The sequence below is a fragment of the Chryseobacterium potabilaquae genome (assembly GCF_902728265.1).
Taxonomy (GTDB): domain Bacteria; phylum Bacteroidota; class Bacteroidia; order Flavobacteriales; family Weeksellaceae; genus Chryseobacterium; species Chryseobacterium potabilaquae.
In genome coordinates this window covers 1-18,220 of record NZ_CACVBR010000019.1, presented here as the reverse complement: position 1 = coordinate 18,220, position 18,220 = coordinate 1, and the positions used below count along the sequence as shown (strand labels likewise).

General features: G+C 33.1%; 12 protein-coding genes and 1 pseudogene. 4 read left to right on the top strand and 9 right to left on the bottom strand.

The features are described from left to right. Positions 1 to 98: 98 nt before the first annotated feature. The 3 genes from CHRY9293_RS10975 (at position 99) to CHRY9293_RS10965 (ending at position 3,392) form a co-directional block, all read left to right on the top strand. A complete protein-coding gene (locus tag CHRY9293_RS10975; RefSeq protein ID WP_162033022.1) occupies positions 99 to 620 on the top strand; it encodes an NAD(P)H-dependent oxidoreductase in 522 nt (173 codons plus the stop codon). Between the two features lie 3 nt (positions 621 to 623). Further along, positions 624 to 2,516, top strand: a complete 1,893-nt coding sequence (locus CHRY9293_RS10970) for a monovalent cation:proton antiporter-2 (CPA2) family protein (RefSeq protein ID WP_162033021.1) — start codon at positions 624 to 626, stop codon at positions 2,514 to 2,516. 135 nt (positions 2,517 to 2,651) lie between these two features. Then, positions 2,652 to 3,392, top strand: a complete 741-nt coding sequence (locus tag CHRY9293_RS10965) for a carbonic anhydrase (protein ID WP_162033020.1) — start codon at positions 2,652 to 2,654, stop codon at positions 3,390 to 3,392. Positions 3,393 to 3,422: 30 nt separating this feature from the next. On the opposite strand, the gene CHRY9293_RS10960 is transcribed toward CHRY9293_RS10965, so the two are convergent. Continuing rightward, positions 3,423 to 4,238 carry a head GIN domain-containing protein gene (locus CHRY9293_RS10960; protein ID WP_162033019.1) on the bottom strand — a complete coding sequence of 272 codons (816 nt, stop codon included), beginning with the start codon at positions 4,236 to 4,238 and terminating at the stop codon, positions 3,423 to 3,425. A gap of 59 nt (positions 4,239 to 4,297) precedes the next feature. Here CHRY9293_RS10960 and CHRY9293_RS10955 point away from each other — a divergent pair, with 59 nt between their 5' ends. Further along, positions 4,298 to 6,436: a M3 family metallopeptidase gene (locus CHRY9293_RS10955; RefSeq protein WP_162033018.1), complete on the top strand. Its 2,139-nt coding sequence runs from the start codon at positions 4,298 to 4,300 to the stop codon at positions 6,434 to 6,436. A gap of 177 nt (positions 6,437 to 6,613) precedes the next feature. On the opposite strand, the gene CHRY9293_RS10950 is transcribed toward CHRY9293_RS10955, so the two are convergent. The 8 genes and pseudogenes from CHRY9293_RS10950 to CHRY9293_RS18705 all read right to left on the bottom strand — a co-directional run. Continuing rightward, positions 6,614 to 8,656, bottom strand: a complete 2,043-nt coding sequence (locus tag CHRY9293_RS10950; RefSeq protein ID WP_162033017.1) for a hypothetical protein — start codon at positions 8,654 to 8,656, stop codon at positions 6,614 to 6,616. A gap of 76 nt (positions 8,657 to 8,732) precedes the next feature. Further along, a complete protein-coding gene (locus tag CHRY9293_RS10945; protein WP_228455515.1) occupies positions 8,733 to 10,040 on the bottom strand; it encodes a glycosyltransferase family 2 protein in 1,308 nt (435 codons plus the stop codon). Further along, complete coding sequence (locus CHRY9293_RS10940; protein ID WP_162033016.1) at positions 10,040 to 11,011, bottom strand: TackOD1 domain-containing metal-binding protein; 972 nt, start codon at positions 11,009 to 11,011, stop codon at positions 10,040 to 10,042. Before CHRY9293_RS10940 ends, CHRY9293_RS10945 begins: the two co-directional genes overlap by 1 nt. A gap of 3 nt (positions 11,012 to 11,014) precedes the next feature. Continuing rightward, complete coding sequence (locus CHRY9293_RS10935; RefSeq protein ID WP_162033015.1) at positions 11,015 to 12,058, bottom strand: HlyD family efflux transporter periplasmic adaptor subunit; 1,044 nt, start codon at positions 12,056 to 12,058, stop codon at positions 11,015 to 11,017. Beyond that, entirely contained in the window at positions 12,058 to 14,082 is a 2,025-nt protein-coding gene (locus tag CHRY9293_RS10930; protein ID WP_162033014.1) for a hypothetical protein, read from the bottom strand. Before CHRY9293_RS10930 ends, CHRY9293_RS10935 begins: the two co-directional genes overlap by 1 nt. 536 nt (positions 14,083 to 14,618) lie before the next feature. Continuing rightward, complete coding sequence (locus CHRY9293_RS10925; protein ID WP_162033013.1) at positions 14,619 to 15,644, bottom strand: LLM class flavin-dependent oxidoreductase; 1,026 nt, start codon at positions 15,642 to 15,644, stop codon at positions 14,619 to 14,621. A 173-nt stretch (positions 15,645 to 15,817) separates the two neighbouring features. Then, on the bottom strand, positions 15,818 to 17,956 hold the full coding sequence (locus CHRY9293_RS10920; RefSeq protein ID WP_162033012.1) for a S9 family peptidase: 2,139 nt from the start codon (positions 17,954 to 17,956) through the stop codon (positions 15,818 to 15,820). Between the two features lie 151 nt (positions 17,957 to 18,107). Beyond that, positions 18,108 to 18,220, bottom strand: a pseudogene (locus CHRY9293_RS18705) (IS982 family transposase); the annotation flags it as partial.

Here is an 18,220-nt window from a genome sequence, read left to right as displayed (position 1 = left end):
AATATAATTTCACATTTCAATGTTAATAAATTAATAAATAAAGCAAAAATCAACATAAAATAAAAAAAATTTTCATTACATTTACTAAAAACAGGTTTATGAAGAAGACGTTGGTTGTTTTTGCGCATCCTTATTTAGAGCACTCAAACTCGAATGTAGAGCTCATCAATTTCTACGTTCGCCACCAACATTTTACCTTAAGAGATCTTTACGAAGAATATTCCAATTTTCATATTGCAGCCTTCAGAGAAAGGAAAAGATTACAAAACTATGATCGATTCATTTTTCAATTTCCTTTAATTTGGTTTGGAATTCCTCCTTTATTACGACTATGGATAGATGAAGTTTTTGATCGGGAATGGCTAAAAGAAGATAAACACAACCCCTTGGAAGGGAAAGAAATCTATATTTTAGTAACAACCGGAGGAAAAGAAAGATCCTTCACAAAAGAAGGCACTTATGAATTTACAGTGGAAGAATTAATTAGTGGTCTTATTGTTTGTTTAAAAGTTTTTAAAGCCAACATCAAAGGCATAAAGGTGGTTTATGAAGCCAATAAGCTTACAAAAAAAGAAATCATTTTACATAAAAAGGAATTTACCACACTCCTAAATCAATAAGATATGGAAGGGAGTTTAGCCATAAGTACACTTATTTTCTTAGGCGTAGCCATCATTATGGTTCCGCTTGTAAGAAAATTGGGATTAAGCTCTGTTATTGGATATATTGTGGGAGGAATAATTATAGGACCTTATGTACTTCGGCTTACCGGAAAAAATGCTAATGGTATAATGCACGTAAGTGAGTTTGGTGTAATTATGCTTCTATTTTTAATAGGCCTAGAGCTCGAACCCCGAAAGTTTTGGGAAATGCGTAAGAAAATTATTGGTTTAGGGTTAACTCAAATGCTTTTGACCATTTCTCTACTTTTCTTAATTTTTATATGGGCAGGTTGGCGGATTGATAAAGCGATCGCAATTGCTATGTGTTTTGCATTATCTTCTACCGCTATTGTTTTACAAACGTTACAGGAGAAAAACAATCTTAAAACCATGGCGGGAGAAGCCTCATTTTCCACTCTCCTATTTCAGGACATTGCCGTGATTCCTATATTAGCCATTCTTCCGATTATCGCTAATTACAAAGCTAAGCACCATGATAATGACATTCAGGTTCTCATCCAAAATCTTCCTGAATGGTTGCAAGCCGGAACGGTAATTTTAGGGGTTGCCATTTTAATATTACTAGGAAGATATGTTTTTGTTCCTTTTTTACGATATGTTTCAAAGTCAAATATGCCAGAGCTATTGACTGCTTCTTCACTTTTTTTAGTGATTGGAGTTTCAGAGTTAATGTTTGCCATAGGGCTATCTCCTGCTTTGGGGGCTTTTATCGCTGGCGTAATGCTTGCCAACAGTGAATTTCGTCATGAACTGGAAGCTCAAATCGATCCTTTCAAAGGATTATTGCTTGCCGTCTTTTTTGTGAGTGTAGGCTCTACCATGAATTTTAGTATCATTCAGAAAGACCCTCTTTTTATTTTCAGTACTGTTTTTGCGGTATTGATGGTCAAATTTATTGTTTTGTACTCAATAGGAAGATTCTTTAAAATAAACAATACCCAAAGTTTATTTTATGCCTTTGCCCTTTCTCAGGTGGGTGAATTTGCTTTTGTTTTGATTAATTATGCCTCTAACCTTTATCTTTTAAGCCCTGAACTCAATGCACAAATGATGGCTGTCACTGCCATTACGATGTGCATTACCCCTTTCTTTTTAATTATTAACGACAAAATAATTACCTCAAAATTTATAAAAAAAATACCCAAAGAAAAAGAATATGATTTTAATATTCTCGATAGTAATATCGTCCAGAAGAAAATTATTATTGTCGGTTTTGGGCATTTCGGAAGTACAGTGGGACGTTTATTAAAAGCCAATAAAATCTCAGCTACTGTTTTAGATAGAGACTCAGATCGTGTAAAACTATTGAGAAGCTATGGCTTTAAAGTATACTATGGAGACGCTACCAGAATTCCTATATTAAGGGCTGCAGGGATTGAGGAAGCCGAACTACTAGTCCTTTGTTTGGATGATCCTAATGATAATAAATTCATTGCTGACTTGGTTCGCGAACATTACCCAAAAGTAAAAATTTTTGTTCGGGCAAAAAATAGAATAGACGCTTATAATTATCTCAATAACGGCATTGAGAATATCTATCGTGAAACCTTAGGTACTGCTGTTAATATGGCTGTGGATGTTCTTCATGAAACTGGCATGAGAAAATATGCAGCAAGACGTCTTGGACAAAGATTCATGGCAATTGATAAAGCTTCTGTAAGGAAACTAGCCAAAATGAAAGAGGAAAACAATGACTTTAGTCTCCTGACTACCAAAGAAATACTTCAAAGAGAAGAAGATTTATTAGCCTATGATAATCTCAACTTTGATAACAAAAATTGGGAAGGCTCTTATTTTGACGAAAACGAAGACGACGAGATAGAAGAAAATTAATACTTTATTATCTATTCCCAGATATTTCAATTTTCAAGATTGAAAATAATTCATTATAATTTAAATTAATAATGAATAAAATTTATGGTACAGTTTTAGTAAGCTAAATAGTCACAATAATTTAAACACACTCAAATGAAAAAAATCATTATGCTGATGGCTTTATTTATAGCCCTTACTATTTCAGCACAACAACATTGGAGTTATCAAGGAAAAGAAGCACCTGAACACTGGAGCGAAATGGAAGGCAACGAAAAATGTGGACAAAGTAAAAGCCAATCACCCATTAATATTGTTACGCAAAAAACAAAACAAGATAAAAATTTAGAGAAACTATTTTTTAATTATACTCCTGGCGATATTAAAGAAATTGAAGATAATGGTCATTCTTTACAATTTGACTTCAAAGAAGGAAGTTTCATCAATTATGGAGGAAAAAAATATAATTTAATTCAATTTCATGCTCATGAAGAATCCGAACATACTATCAACGGATTGCGTTACCCTCTAGAGTTGCATTTCGTACACAAAGCAATTGATGGATCCGTATTAGTTATAGCTGTTATGGTAAAAGAAGGATCTGAAAATTCATATTTCGAAAAATTAAAAATATTCAAAGGATTAGCAAAAAACGCAAAAGAGGATACCGACATTGTATTCAATCCTGAAAATATGTTTCCTAAAAATAAAGGATATTATACCTACTTTGGTTCTTTAACGACCCCTCCTTGCTCTGATAATGTGACATGGATTGTTTTTAAAAATCCAATTGATATGACAGAGGATGAAATAGAAGACATTTCTAAACATCTTCCTAAGAGTAATAACAGACCTTTACAACCACTTAACGAAAGAATAATTTTAAGTACAAAATAAAAGCCGGATTTTTCCGGCCTTTTTATTTTTTTATTGAATACTTACACTTCCCCCACTACTTTCATCTTTATTAATAGATGTTATATTCCCTTTTTTGGACACATGTACACTTCCTCCAGAAGAAGCATCTGCTTTTACACTTGATGTAGCGCTTATTTCAATGCTTGAACCACTAGAAGCTGAAGCTTTTACATGATCTGCAATAACGCCCTTTGCAGAAACACTACTTCCTGACGATGAAGTGATCTCCGCATTTTTAGCTTTTCCTGAAATAGTAATACTCCCTGCAGAAGATGTCTCCACATCTAAATCTACAGCCCAAACTTTTCCGTCAAAACTACTGCTACTATCCGCAGAAATATCAAAATCATTGGCTTCAAGATCACCTAAAATACTTGCTGCACTAGATATGGTAATATCTGTTTTTTCCTGCATGAACTTATCTTTTACCGTAATTTTTGCCGCAGAATTAGCCACCAGTTTTGAAAAATCTTTGGCATAAATTTTTGCTGAAACTTTTGTTGAGTTCATAATCCTAATACCTGGTTTATAATGAATATGAAGCCTGCCTCCATTATTATCTACCATTACTTCATTCATTATATTTTCAGGTGCTGAAATAACAACTTTTTCTATATCTGATTTTATAATTTCTGCATCAATAGCTTGGGAAACTTCAATTTCATCAAAATCTCCCTTAAATTCTTTTTCTTTTATAGGGCCATTATCTTTATTTATAACCCTATCCACCCATCCTCCTGATTCACTGTTACTTTTCTCATGCTTTTCATTACAAGAGGTTAAAAATAGAAAAGCCGAAAAAATAAAAAGAGCTGTTGATTTCATGTTTATCGTTTTTATAAAATTAAGTTTTAATATCTTTATACTTTAATAACAACTAATTTATGAAAAATATTTCATCGGTATTATTAATTTCCACCTTGGCATTTAATCAATCTTGTACTACAATGAAAAACACCGATACCCCAAACGAGCTGTCTATTCCAGCAGCTTTATCATCAAATCCTTTTATGAAAAAAAGTAAGCTTCAATATGAAGCTCCGGAATTTGATAAAATTAAAAATGAACATTTTAAGCCTGCCTTTGATTTTGGGTTAAAACAACAAGAGGCTGAAATAATCAGCATTGCAAACAATACTCAACCTGCAACCTTTGAAAACACGATTATCGCTTTAGAAAAAAGCGGTGAAGTTCTTAAAAGAGCCGTAATTGTATTTTCAAATTTAACCAGTGCAAACACAAATCCTACTCTACAAGCCCTGGATGAAGAATATGCTCCAATCTTTGCTGCTCATACTGACAAAATATACCTTAATGAAAATCTATACAAAAGAATCAAGTCTATTTCAGATAATGGCCTAGATGCTGAAAGTAAAAAATTATTGCAATATTATAAACAAAACTTTGAAATTGCAGGTGCTAACCTATCTGCAGCGGATAAAGAAAAATTAAAACAAATTAACCAAGAACTAGCGTCTCTTTCTACTCAATATTCCAATAAATTACTTGAAGCTAGAAAACAAGGAGGTGTATTCTTTTCAGATGTAAAAGAATTAGAGGGTCTATCTACCGATGAAATTGCTGCAGCTGCTGTAGATGCTAAAAACGCAGGTAAAGAAGGCTCATATCTTTTACCTCTTCAAAATACAACACAACAACCCCAGCTTCAAAACCTCAAAAACAGAGATAGCAGAGAAAAACTATTTAAAGCATCATGGCTAAGAGCTGAAAAAAATGATGGAAATGACACTAGAGAAACCATTGAAAAACTGGCGAAGCTTAGACTAAAAAAAGCCCAAACCTTAGGCAAAAAAAGTTTCGCAGAATGGAAACTACAGGATCAAATGGCTAAAACACCAGACGCAGCTATTAAGCTAATGAATCAGGTTGCTACACCTGCTGTAGAAACGGCAAAGCGTGAAGCAAAAGATATTCAGGATTTAATTGACCAGCAAAATGGAGGATTTAAGGTGCAGCCTTGGGACTGGAATTTCTATGCTGAGCAGGTAAGAAAAGCAAAATTTGATCTGGATGAAAGTGAAATAAAGCCTTATTTTGAAATCACTACAGTTCTGGAAAAAGGCGTTTTCTTCGCTGCCGAAAAATTCTATGGATTAACATTCAAAAAGAGAACTGATTTACCAACTTACCATCCGGATGTTGTCACCTATGAAGTTTTCGATCACGATGGTAAATCTATTGCGATTTATTATCTTGATTTCTATACGAGAGATTCTAAAAACGGAGGAGCATGGATGAGCAACTTTGTTGAGCAGTCTTATTTATTAGGTACAAAACCAGTTATTGTAAATTGCTATAATTATCAGAAACCAGCACCGGGAAAACCTTCATTAATCAGCTATGATGATGTTTCAACTATTTTCCATGAATTTGGACATTCTATCCACGGAATGTTTGCGAGCCAAAAATACCCTTCTCTTTCAGGAACCAATGTACCAAGAGATTTTGTAGAATTCCCATCCCAAATCAACGAACACTGGGCACTTGATCCTATGGTTTTAAAGAACTACGCCATCCACTACGAAACTAAGCAACCTATACCACAAGTATTAGTGGATAAAATAAAAAAAGCAGCTACCTTCAACCAAGGATATATGACGACAGAGCTTGTTTCTGCAGCTACGGTTGATATGGACTGGCATACGGTATCTAATGAAGCTCAACTTATTCCGGTTCTAGATTTTGAACAACAATCTTTATCTAACCATGGATTTACTTTACCCACAGTTCCACCGAGATACCACACTCCTTATTTCGCTCATATATGGGGAGGCGGTTATTCTGCCGGCTATTATGCTTACTTATGGTCTGAAACTTTAGACAATGATGCATGGGAATGGATAACCAATAATGGTGGATTAACCCGAGAGAATGGCGATCGCTTCAGAAAATACATTCTTTCTGTTGGAAACTCGGTAGACCTTAACCAAGCGTTTAGAGATTTTACCGGACATGATCCCGATATTAAACCTCTTTTGAGAAGTCGAGGATTTATTAAATAATAAAGCCCTCAAATTATTAATAAAAGCCCCAGAAAAAAGTTTTTCCTGGGGCTTTTATTAATAACATTATATAGACTCATTGAGATACATTTGCAATAAAAATGCCCCCTATACAAAATATAGGAGACATCATATATACTTTATTCTTTTATATTGTTTAAATTAAAATCAATCCGCTTAGTTAATTTTGATTATGCTTAATCCATTTTGTCCATTTCCAACGAATGCGACATTATTGTTAATATGGATAAAGTTAGCAGAAGCACTAAGCTTATAGTAACCTACAACGTTAAATGTATTTTTATTTAATACAATAACACCGTCAGTACCATTTGCCAAATATAAATAACAATTATTCACCGCCACCCCATTGGTAAGACCAGTTTGACTGAATACTTTCGCACTGTTTACCATATAGTTTCTTGGAACAAAGTGACTCACTAGCTCTCCTGTACTTAGTTTTATTTTAGCAACCCCTTTATCACTTAAAGCAATATAGGCATACTCAGTATCTAAAACTAAAGTATTTTTACCATCTACAACAGTTTGTGCAAGACCTGAATAGCTATAAGTTCTAGGGCTAGAGCCATCTGAATTTGCAATTCTTACAAATGCTCCATTCGCTTCAACCGCAAAGAATACTTGATAAGCATCATTACGTGCTACATACTTAGATCTATCTCCTGTAGAGTAAACTTGTTCTGAAACAGAATAATTACTTGCAGGATTTAATTTAAAGTATCCACCTCCTGTTGCTCCTGTTACTGCCCAAAGACTATTATTATAGAATATAGAACCTTTACCAGAAGAACTTGGAAGCTTATAATCTTTAAACAAGGTAAGATCTTGAGTATTGAATGTTCCATTCGCAAGCGGTGCAGTTACCAATCTAGCCCCATTTTTATCTCCTCCCACAGCATATAGGATTCCATTATCTACATTTACGTCGTTAAATTCAACTTTATTGAATATAGCTTCGCTAATTAAGGATGGATTAGCATTATCAGAGACATTGAACACTCTTAATGCTCCATACGGACTACTTCCATAAAGGTTATCATTAGTATGATAAGATACGTAAGCTAGTCCATTTAACATTTTCACTGAAGTAGCACTCAAGATAGCACTATTCACTGTTGGACTCGTTACATTGGCTAGAAGAGTAAATTGAAGCTGACTATTATTACATGGAGGAACTCCTTTCTGTGGTACACATCCGCTAGCAGCGATATCCGTATTTCCATTAAGAGTAACCTGTGAAGTAATCTTCGTATTGTTAGTTCCCTGGAAGATAGTATAGTTAGTATTCGTAAAATTAAGATCAACAGAACCTGTTACAGCTGGTGTAGCATTAAGATATCCCAAACTTGCATTACTGAAGTCCATTCTTGCATATCCCGATCCTGAATTGGAAATTTTACCATCCATAGAAACTGTACCTCCCGTAACTTCAGTATAAGACCCAGGGATAAGATTCAAGTTTCCTGAACTATTGATATGAAAACCTTTGGTAAATATCAAATACCCTTCATTATTAAGCTTTGCATTAAGGTAATTTGTTTGAGATTCAAAGGTCATTTTACAATAGTTATTAACAGTAGAACTACTATTAAGGCTTATTGCATTTTTAAAAGCCAGTTCATTATAATTGTATATTGTACCATCTACAGAGTTTGTTGTATAATTTGTCACCCCATAGTTGTAAAGCAAACCTCCATTATTTAAATGAAAATTAGCTGTACTTAAAATTTTTCCTGTAGGACCAACCTCTACTCTACCGTTATTAGGTACATTAATCCAGTTAGAGCCTCCTAAATTTCCTAAAATAATTATTTTACCTGCGGAATTAAAATTAAATCCACCGGTAAATGTTGTTCCTTCAGGAATATAATACGTTTCACTATTATTAATATTATACCAGTTGCTTCCTGTTGCTGCGATAGCTCCAGAAAGATTTGGCGTATAGGTTACAGACGCCTGTGCGCTCGCATTAGAAAGCTCACCCGCATCCTCACTAAGATTGACAAAAGAGAGTTTAGTATTGACAAAATTAAGGTTTTTATCCAAATCCCCTCCTCCATATCTTAGAGTAACAGATCCATCAGTAATTTCATTTCCAGAAGTTACATTGTTTTCGGGCAATAAATTATTCTCATCAGAACAGTTTACTGCTACTAAAAGCAATAAACACCCGAACACCAAAGTCAGTTTTTTATACATAAGTTTTTTTTCAGTTATTAGTTGTTTAAACACTATAAAAAAATAAAAGTTAATTAAAAACGTATAAATGCTTTTATTAAGCACCATACTCTCTTGCTTTTTTGGATGTTTTTTGAGGGTTCCATGAATCATGATAAGAATCGTAAAAGAAGAATTCATCAATATATGCGATAGTTCTTACTATTCTCATAAAACCTCCCATATAAATGGGATAAAGTGGTACATATAATATCTTTGAAAAAAACTTTTTCCGATCATTAACAATTTTCACAGAAATCAGAAACTGACCAAAATATAGGCACAAATATAATAAATATTTAACTGGTATCCAAGCAATTAAAAAATCAGGATTTTCAATTATTATTCGAAGCATATAAAAAATCCACGTAATATCTAACACTAAGCCGAAAAAAACATTTTCAAAAAAGGAGAAGAAATTAGACCACCTAAAGTTCTTATTTGGAACCCAAATATCATGGTGCTTTCTTACTCGAAACCGGATAAGAGAACGAGACCAACGAATCCTTTGTTTTACAAGCGCTCTCCATGTTATAGGAGCATGCGTTTTACATACAGCTCTCTCCTCAAAAAGAATTCTATAACCTAGTTTACGTATCTTAACCGTAATATCACCATCTAGCCCCGGCCCTACATCCCAACCTCCCACTCGAGTTAACACTTCCTTGGGAAAAACTCCAAAAGCACCGGAAATAATTTTATAAATTCCAAGCTTAGACAGCACAATCCTTGAAGTACAAATAGATTGTTGATATTCCAAATATTGCATCGTAGTAGTCAAAGAGTCTTCTTCATTTCGAACGACAAGGTTACCTCCTAATCCTCCCACAGAAGAATATCTGTAAAAAGGGATTAATGCTTTTTCAATAGCATCATGCGCCAAAGAAGAATCTGCATCTATGTGAACAATGAACTTTCCTTTTGAATACTTAAGTCCCAAATTAGCAGCTGAAGCCTTTCCTCCTCTCACTTCCGATCTAAGAAATTGAGTTACGGCTCCTGTTTTTTCAAAATACCTTCCTATAACTGCTGTATCATCTGTCGAACCATCATCTACGATAACTGTTTCAAAGTTTTTATAAGTCTGATCCTTCAAAGAAACAATTAATTTATAGAGATGCTTCCCTTCATTATGCCCAGGAACCAAAATCGTAACCAACGGCTCTTCTTTTAATAGTTTTTTATGCGCTTCTTTCCATTCATCACGCGTAAAAAAACGATCTCTAAAATTGGCAAATAAAACAATACCTTCTAAAATCAAGAATCTAGGTATGTCAATAACAAACACATACCAACCCCAGTGGAGTATAGTTTCCCAATCCCACGCACTCAAATGAGAAAAAAAAGAACCCCAAACGCTTCCCACTAATACGATTTTATATTTATAATTTCATTTATAGCTTCAGAAGTAAGCTCATATTGATATACTTTTTCAATTTTAAGTTCGTAAGGCATCTGCTCAGTACTACAATTTACACAATGTACAGCGATAAGAGGCTTTTGAAACTCTTTGCCACATTTCTCATTTTTACAATAAAATATTTTACCTGGCTTATCATAATCTACAGCTAAGTTCCTTAGCTGTGCCGAGCATTTAGGACATGAAAGATGGTTCTCTTTTCTAAATTCATCCTCCGGTCCCACATACGCACATCTAAAATGATGAATAAGGGATCTCACTTGTAGATCGTGGCCCCCACAACTAGGACATGATTCCCGATAAATCAAGAAACCTGAATTACATTTTTTGCAAATATGAGTGGTATCTACATATTCTCTTTTTAAGAAATTATTTTTATGTGCCTCTCTTAAAATCCTCCTTCCCTTTAAGTAAGCTTCATTTCGATCTGAAAAATGCGCTTCCAATCGTGGATATGAATAACCTGTTAAAGAGTCATGGCTTTCAAATATCTTAATATCTTTCTGGCGGGAATAACAATAGTAAGCTATTCGGCAAAAATGTTCATTATTATTTTCATACAAGGAGCCGGATCGTTTCTTCAATTCAGAAATAAAATCAAAAATATGCTGTATCCCAATTATATTTTTTGAAATATCCAAATTTTCTATATAGCCATCGCATAGTTGTTTCAGATTATACTCTCTATTAAATTTATAAAAGCTTTTAAATTCTCTTTGGAGAAAAACTGGCTTCAAATAAATTCTCGGATCTGAAGAACGTATTATTTTTTTTAAAAAACGAAGTACATGCCATGCACTCTTATGATTTACAATCCAAATATCAGCAGATGTCGCTTCAGGCAAAATATTATTTTCAATAGAATCTTCAAGAAGAAGAACAGTAAAATCTTTTATATTGATAATTCTTTCTGCCATGTGCTAATCAAATTTAAGTTTTCTGACCTTTACGGGTATGTTACTCACTTTCACTTTTTGCCAAGTACGCTCATCTTCCGGGGAAATATCAACGACAACACCGTATTGGTTATCATTCATATACTTATTCATTAGTGTAATATCTTTCAGCTCGGATACATAATATATTTTCTTAACCTTCCCCTTCAATGTATTATTAAATCCATAAGGAAGCTTTATTGCCACAATATCATTTTCACTAAAATCATCCAGGTCGCTTAATTCAATATAAGCTCTTACAAAATAGCCGGAATGAACAATAGAAGCTACAATTTCTCCTTTGTAACATACCTGCCCTTCCAGAATTCGTAACCGATCTATTTTACCGTTTACAGGAGATACAAAAACACGCTGTTTTTTTAATATATTATTTCTTTCCTGAGACAGTAATATTCTCTTATTATCATTTTCAGTTAAGCCTCCATACTGCCCTTTTAGCACCCTAACCTCAGCCTTTAGGCTCTGAAGCTGAAAATTAACATCATCTATTGATCGATCTACATTCGCAAGCTCATTAGGAGTAATATAATTAAGATAAACTAGCTTCTCCTTTCGGATTCTCTCCTTCTTCCAAAAGGCAAGCCTTTGAGTCAATTCTTGGATAATAAGATCTTTCGTTTTAATTTCGTTATCCAATGCAATTCCCTTCTCTATTGAACCCTGTCCATCCATTATTGATTTTATCGAATCTTGGATAAACGTTTTCCCCATATCTGTATCGGAATAAAGTTCATAAATACATATCGTATCTCCTTTTCTTACGGTCTGTCCTTGCTTTACTTTATATTCCAATACACGAATATCATTAGCAAATTTAACATCAAACTGATTTTGCAATAAAAACCCATCAGCGTAATTGAATATCCAAGGAGATATAAGCCATTTTAAAAGAGAAAAAAGAAGTATTAATAAAATCGCGATATAAAGCCATCTATCCCACTTTCGTTTTTTCAATGGTTTTTCATCGTAATGATCTGAAATATTTTTTTTAGTGAAATCTATTTCCATTAGGGCTTAAATAAATTCATTTGTGATAAATCATAATACCCAATTTGGGTGACACCAGCTCCACTAACCGTTGTTTCGGCACTGAGAAGAGCATTAAAATCTGTAAAATCATTTATTCGAAATACCCAAACAAAATTACTACTTCCCAAAATAGTCCTCATATCTGCTGTTTTATTTAGTTTTTTATCCAAACTTAATGAATCATAGGCCATGATATAAGTTAATATATTATTTTGACTCAATACAGTCGCTACACTCAAAGGAAGATGCATAGGCACACTCACACTCAAGTGCATATTATTTGCATCGCACCAAGCTTTGGAGTTCGTAAATAGATTAATCCACCTCTGCGCATATAATTCTACATTATCTTTATAATCAGGAAATACATGTGGTTCAATATCCAAATGAACCCCTTCAAATCCCATATTTTTTGTAGCGATCAGGGCATTTTGAAGATTGACAAAGCCACTATCCGTTGCTGCATAAGAGTTTTCACCTATAAGTCTGTATGCTTGAATATTATTCGTTTGAGCAAGAGATCTAAAATCAGCCAATTTGGTTTGATTTGTAGAACTTCCCGCAGACACATACACTCTCGTAATATGCCAATGATTAAGTAGATTAATAAGATAAGTATTCGTATTATTATTAAAAAAACTACTCCACAAATAGGTATCTTTCCCCACATTATCAGGATTAGTAATGGTTGTCATTTTTTCTTGATTTTGGTTATTAGCATACATCATGTAGGCAAGGTATTTATCACATAAATCAGCCTTTTTTTCTAAGATACTAAGTTCATTTTCCATAAATCCTCCAGCATCTTTTAAATATCCGGCTGGGCTAAAAGTATCGCTATTTTCATCTGCCGATTTTAGAGATAAAGAAGCTTGAAAATAATTTACTTTATTCTCCATAATTTCTATCTCCTTCTTTGCATCATAATATTCTCTATACAGATCATAAAGCGTATTCTTATATAGCAAACGCATGTCTTTCAATTCATCTGCTTTTGCATTGATCATATATTCATCTGCTTTTTTTGTACTCTCTGAAGTTAGAGGAAGGTTAATGGTTGCTCCGACACTAGCAAAATTCCAATTCTTTTCAGCAACATAATAATTATATCTAAACTTCAATCTTACATCGAGTTGCTTTCTATTTTTTTCCCTTTCTTTAAGCATATCTTTCTGCAATTGTAAAGAGAGTTCTTTTGTTTTTATAATATAATCAAGATCAATACTTTCAACTGCAGGCAGATCAGGCATCTCCGAATACAAAAGAGAAGTATAGTTTTGAAATGAATTGTTACCATATCCATACTTAGTCTCTAGATATTTTTTCTCAATCGATATTTTATCTAATTGATGTTTAGAAAGAGCAAGTTCAGCATCATTAAACAAACCATGCTCTTTTTCTAAGGCATTAAAATGATAAAGCTTTTCAAGAATATCCTGATACATGGAAACTACCTTTAGTTTTTCATTATCAAAGAAACGCTGTACCTCTATCTGTTTGCTTTTGGTGCTAAGTTGATTTTTCTGTAAAATATTCTCCAGTACATCCACTTCATTTTGCTTGGCAACCAAAGCATTTCTTGTATAATAATTTTTATAACTACCTTCCCCCAAAGCAAGCCAATCTATACCCGTCGAGATCCTAGCTCTATATAAGAAAAACTCATCGTCCAATATACCTGGCTTAAAATTATATGCCATATCGGATATCCAATTGAGTCTTATTTTTTTGAAAATATCTTTTTTTTCTTCTGATTTATTAGCCTTCACTGAAGCAAGGCTTTTATCGGACTTGAGAATAAGATTCCAATCTTCAGAATTTGAGTGTTGTCCTTTTTGAGCAAGTAAAGATTCTACAGTTCCTTTTATTTTTTTGTAAATTATTTTATATTCTGACACTAATATCTTCAGCCCATTACTGTTAATATTGGACGCTTTAGTACTTTGTGCCAAGAAAAAACAAAAAAAATTCAGGAACAGAAGCGTTAGAATTGTTTTTCTCATCATAGCTAATTTAGTTTTAGTTCTTAATATTTATCAATTTGACATTTTTAGATCACTCTAAAAACCCTAACTTATACCTCATTCGACCATCATACATTAAAAATATTCCACAAAGAATTAAATATTAGTATAATTAACACGCTACTATAATCATAAAGTTAATAAATTTCTCCTTTATATAAAAGAAATATCCATAAAAATAGAGCAAAACAATATTTAACGTCTACAAAAGCAATATTACTTTTTTATCACGGCCGCAATAATCATGAAAAATTTTCTGCAAAAATAACTATAATATTCAAAAACAAGAAAATAAATACTATTAACATGCATTTTATACATATTCACAATCAACATTTAATACAATTTATCTAATAAAATAGGGATATTCTCCTTCTTCATTATTTTTAAAATTTAACATTATAAACTAAAAAACACACCTTCTAATCTCTCCCGCAAGGATTTTATTATTACCTAAAAAGCACTTCGGAATGAAATATACCCTCATCTCATCTAGCAATACTATCCGTTAATTTTTATAAAGCCTGTATAACCGGTTTTACTTCTTCACCCAACAATCTAATAGATTCCATCATAATATCATGCGTAGGATCTCCAACATCCATATGCCCTATGAATCGAGTAATCCCAAAAAGATCTTTTATGGATGCTATTTTATCAGCCACTTCAGATGGATTCCCAATAAACAAAGCCCCATCCTTACCTCTTCCACTCTCGTACTGCATTTTTGTATAGGGAGCCCACCCTCTTGAAGATCCAATCCTATCCATTTGAGATTTATAACTATGAAAATATCCATCTATCACTTTTTGATCATGGCTTACAAAAGTATGTGAATGAACTGCAATTTGCATATTAGCAATATCATGACCAGCATTTTTATATTCTTGTTTGTAAAATTCAATCAAACTTTTAAACTGAATAGGCATTCCTCCAATAATTGCTACCACCAAAGGCATTCCTAATTGCGCTGCATTTAAAACAGATTGAGGCGTGCCTCCTACAGCTCTCCATATTGGAAGTTTGCCTGCATTTTTCGCTCTTGGATATACCGTTTGATTATTCATCGGGGCTCTTAGCTGGCCAGACCAAGTCACATTTTCTTCAGAATTAATTTTTAGTAACAACTCTAATTTCTCTTCAAAAAGTTTCTCATAATCATCCAAAGAATAACCATACAGAGGAAAAGACTCAATAAAACTTCCACGACCAACAAATATTTCGGCTCTTCCATTCGAAATCAGATCCAATGTCGAAAAATCTTCATATACCTTTACAGGTTCTGAGGAACTCAAAACAGTTACTCCACTTGCAAGTTTTATATTTTTTGTAATACTTGCTGCTGCTGCCAATAAGATTTCAGGAGATGAAATTGCATAGTCAGGCCTATGATGTTCTCCCATAGCAAAAACATCTATACCCACCTCATCCATAAGCTTCACTTGTTCAAGAATTTCATGAATTTTCACCCCTGCATCTCTATATTTCCCAGTCTCCCTATCGAAAGCCAAGTCACCAAACATTCCTATTCCTAATTCCATATTTTAGTTTTTTAAATTTTTAGATTTCCAAAATTACAATTAATAAAATCCAAAAACATTGATATTTGATAAGAACAATGAGTCATGATATATGAAATTTCATTTATATTTTAAACAAGAATTCCACTTACCCTAACAATAAAAAATCCGACCTTGCTGGCCGGATTATATTGTTATTTTTTTAAATATTGATCAAAATAATCTGTCACCTTTTGCATCAAATGCACTCTATCTTTACCCATTACATTATGTGGATGTCCCGGATAAACAAAATAATCCATCTGAACCCCATTATCAACTGCCGACTTTATAAATTTAATAGAATGCTGCCATACCACCACATCATCTTGAGCTCCGTGAATCATCAGTAATTTTCCTTTCAAGTTTTGAACTTTATCCAACAAATTAGCCTTAGCATACCCTTCCGGATTTTCTTGTGGAGTATCCATATATCTTTCACCATACATAATTTCGTACATTTTCCAATCAATTACAGGACCACCAGCTACACCTACTTTGAAAACTTCAGGATTACGAAGCATAAAACTTGTAGTCATAAAACCACCAAAACTCCAACCATGAATTCCCATCCTCCCGGCATCTACATACGGTAATGATTTTAAATATTCAACGCCCTTCATCTGATCATTCATTTCATTAGTTCCCAAGTTTCTGAATACTGCCTGCTCAAACTTCAATCCACGATTTGAAGACCCTCTTCCATCCATTGTAAAAATAATGTATCCGTGTTGGGCCATATATTCATACCATAGATTTCCCGAAGCAGGAAAATTGTTGGTTACCAATTGTAAGTGAGGTCCATTATATAAATAAACAATCACAGGATATTTTTTATTCGAATCAAAATTGGTTGGAAGAATAACCTTCCCATACAAAGGTGTTCCATCATCCGCCTTAAGAGTCACATTTTTCACCTCAGGTCTTTGATAGTTCTTCAAGGGATTTTCCCCCATCAGAATGCGATCATATTTCAATGTGTTTGTATTAATAATATTAGAAATCCTTGGGGTAAATGCATTGCTGTATACATCATACAAGTAATTTCCATCATTACTTAAAATTCCATTATGAACACCTTCTTCATTTTCCAGCCTTTGCATTTTAAAATTTGTCCAGTTTATTTTATAAAGGTGTCTTTCCAGAGGTGTTTCTTTAATCGAAGTAAAATAAATTTCTTTTTTCTTTTCATTAAAACCTAAAACATCTGTTACTACCCAATCACCTTTAGTAATCTGAGCAATCAACCCCTTCTCTAAATTATAATGAAATAAATGATTGTATCCTGTTCTCTGGCTTTGCCAAATAAAATCTGTATTAGAATTAGGAAAGAATATAAGAGAATGTTGCGGTTCTACATATTGGGCATCTTTTTCTTCAAATAAAGTTTTTACCAAATCTCCAGTTGCTACATCATACTGATTCATCTTCATATGATTTTGCTCTCTATTTAAAACACCTACAAAAATATATTTAGAATCAGGACTCCAGGTAACAGCAGTAAGATATTGATCTTTTTCTCCCTCAATTTTTAAAACTGTAGTAGAGCCACTTTTAATATTAAAAACATGTAAGGTAACCTGATGTGAAGCTTCCCCAGCCATTGGGTATTTTATATTTTGATTAACAGCAGGTGTTGCCGACCAGTCAATAATAGGATAATCTGCTACCATCGTTTGATCCATTCTATAAAATGCCACACTCTCAGAATTAGGAGCCGGAAAAACTCCTGTATCTATTCCAAACTCATTTCGATGAACTGCTTGTCCATTAATTATATTGAGATCAGAGTCATTGGTCACAGAGGTCAAATTTCCATCTCTATTAATATAAAGATTATTCTTTACGGTAAAAGCTACCGTTTTATTATCCTCAAAGACTTTTACATTAGTAGCACTCTCCTCTAAAATACTCGAATTGGTAACCTTCCAATCGTTTCCAGATTTTTCAATCCAAAACATTGTATTATTTGCACTGAAATAACCTTGTGAATGACTCACGAACTTAATCTGTGGAATGACTTTAAATTTTTCCTCGGAAAAATATCGGTTTAACTGATTCAGAGAAATCAATGTGTCTTGCTTCTTTGTCTTTAAATCGGTAATTAAATACCCATCTTTAACAGCCTGAACATAAGATCTACTATCTGATGACCATGAAAACTGAGAAATATTTTTCACTGCCAGATTAGTTCTCATTCCATTGACAGCTTCAGCCATGGTGAATTGTTGAGTCTGAGCATATGTTATATTACCCAAAGCAAGCATCAATAAAGAAAATCTATGTAATTTCATTTTATAAAATTAAATTCCACAAAAATAAGAAATAAAAATTATTTGTTAAAGAGTGTTAAAATAAAATATTCATAAAATAGCAATGTCAAATCCATAAAAATTATTTCTTACCTTAATAGAAATATTTATATAGTATTACCCGTTGTGCATTTTAAATAATACTAACTTTAATATTATTAATATTTCTATCAAAAATGACTTTATTAATGTATTGTATAACCTTTAAAGAAGTGATTTTTGATAGTATTCTGGTTTTAAAACCGG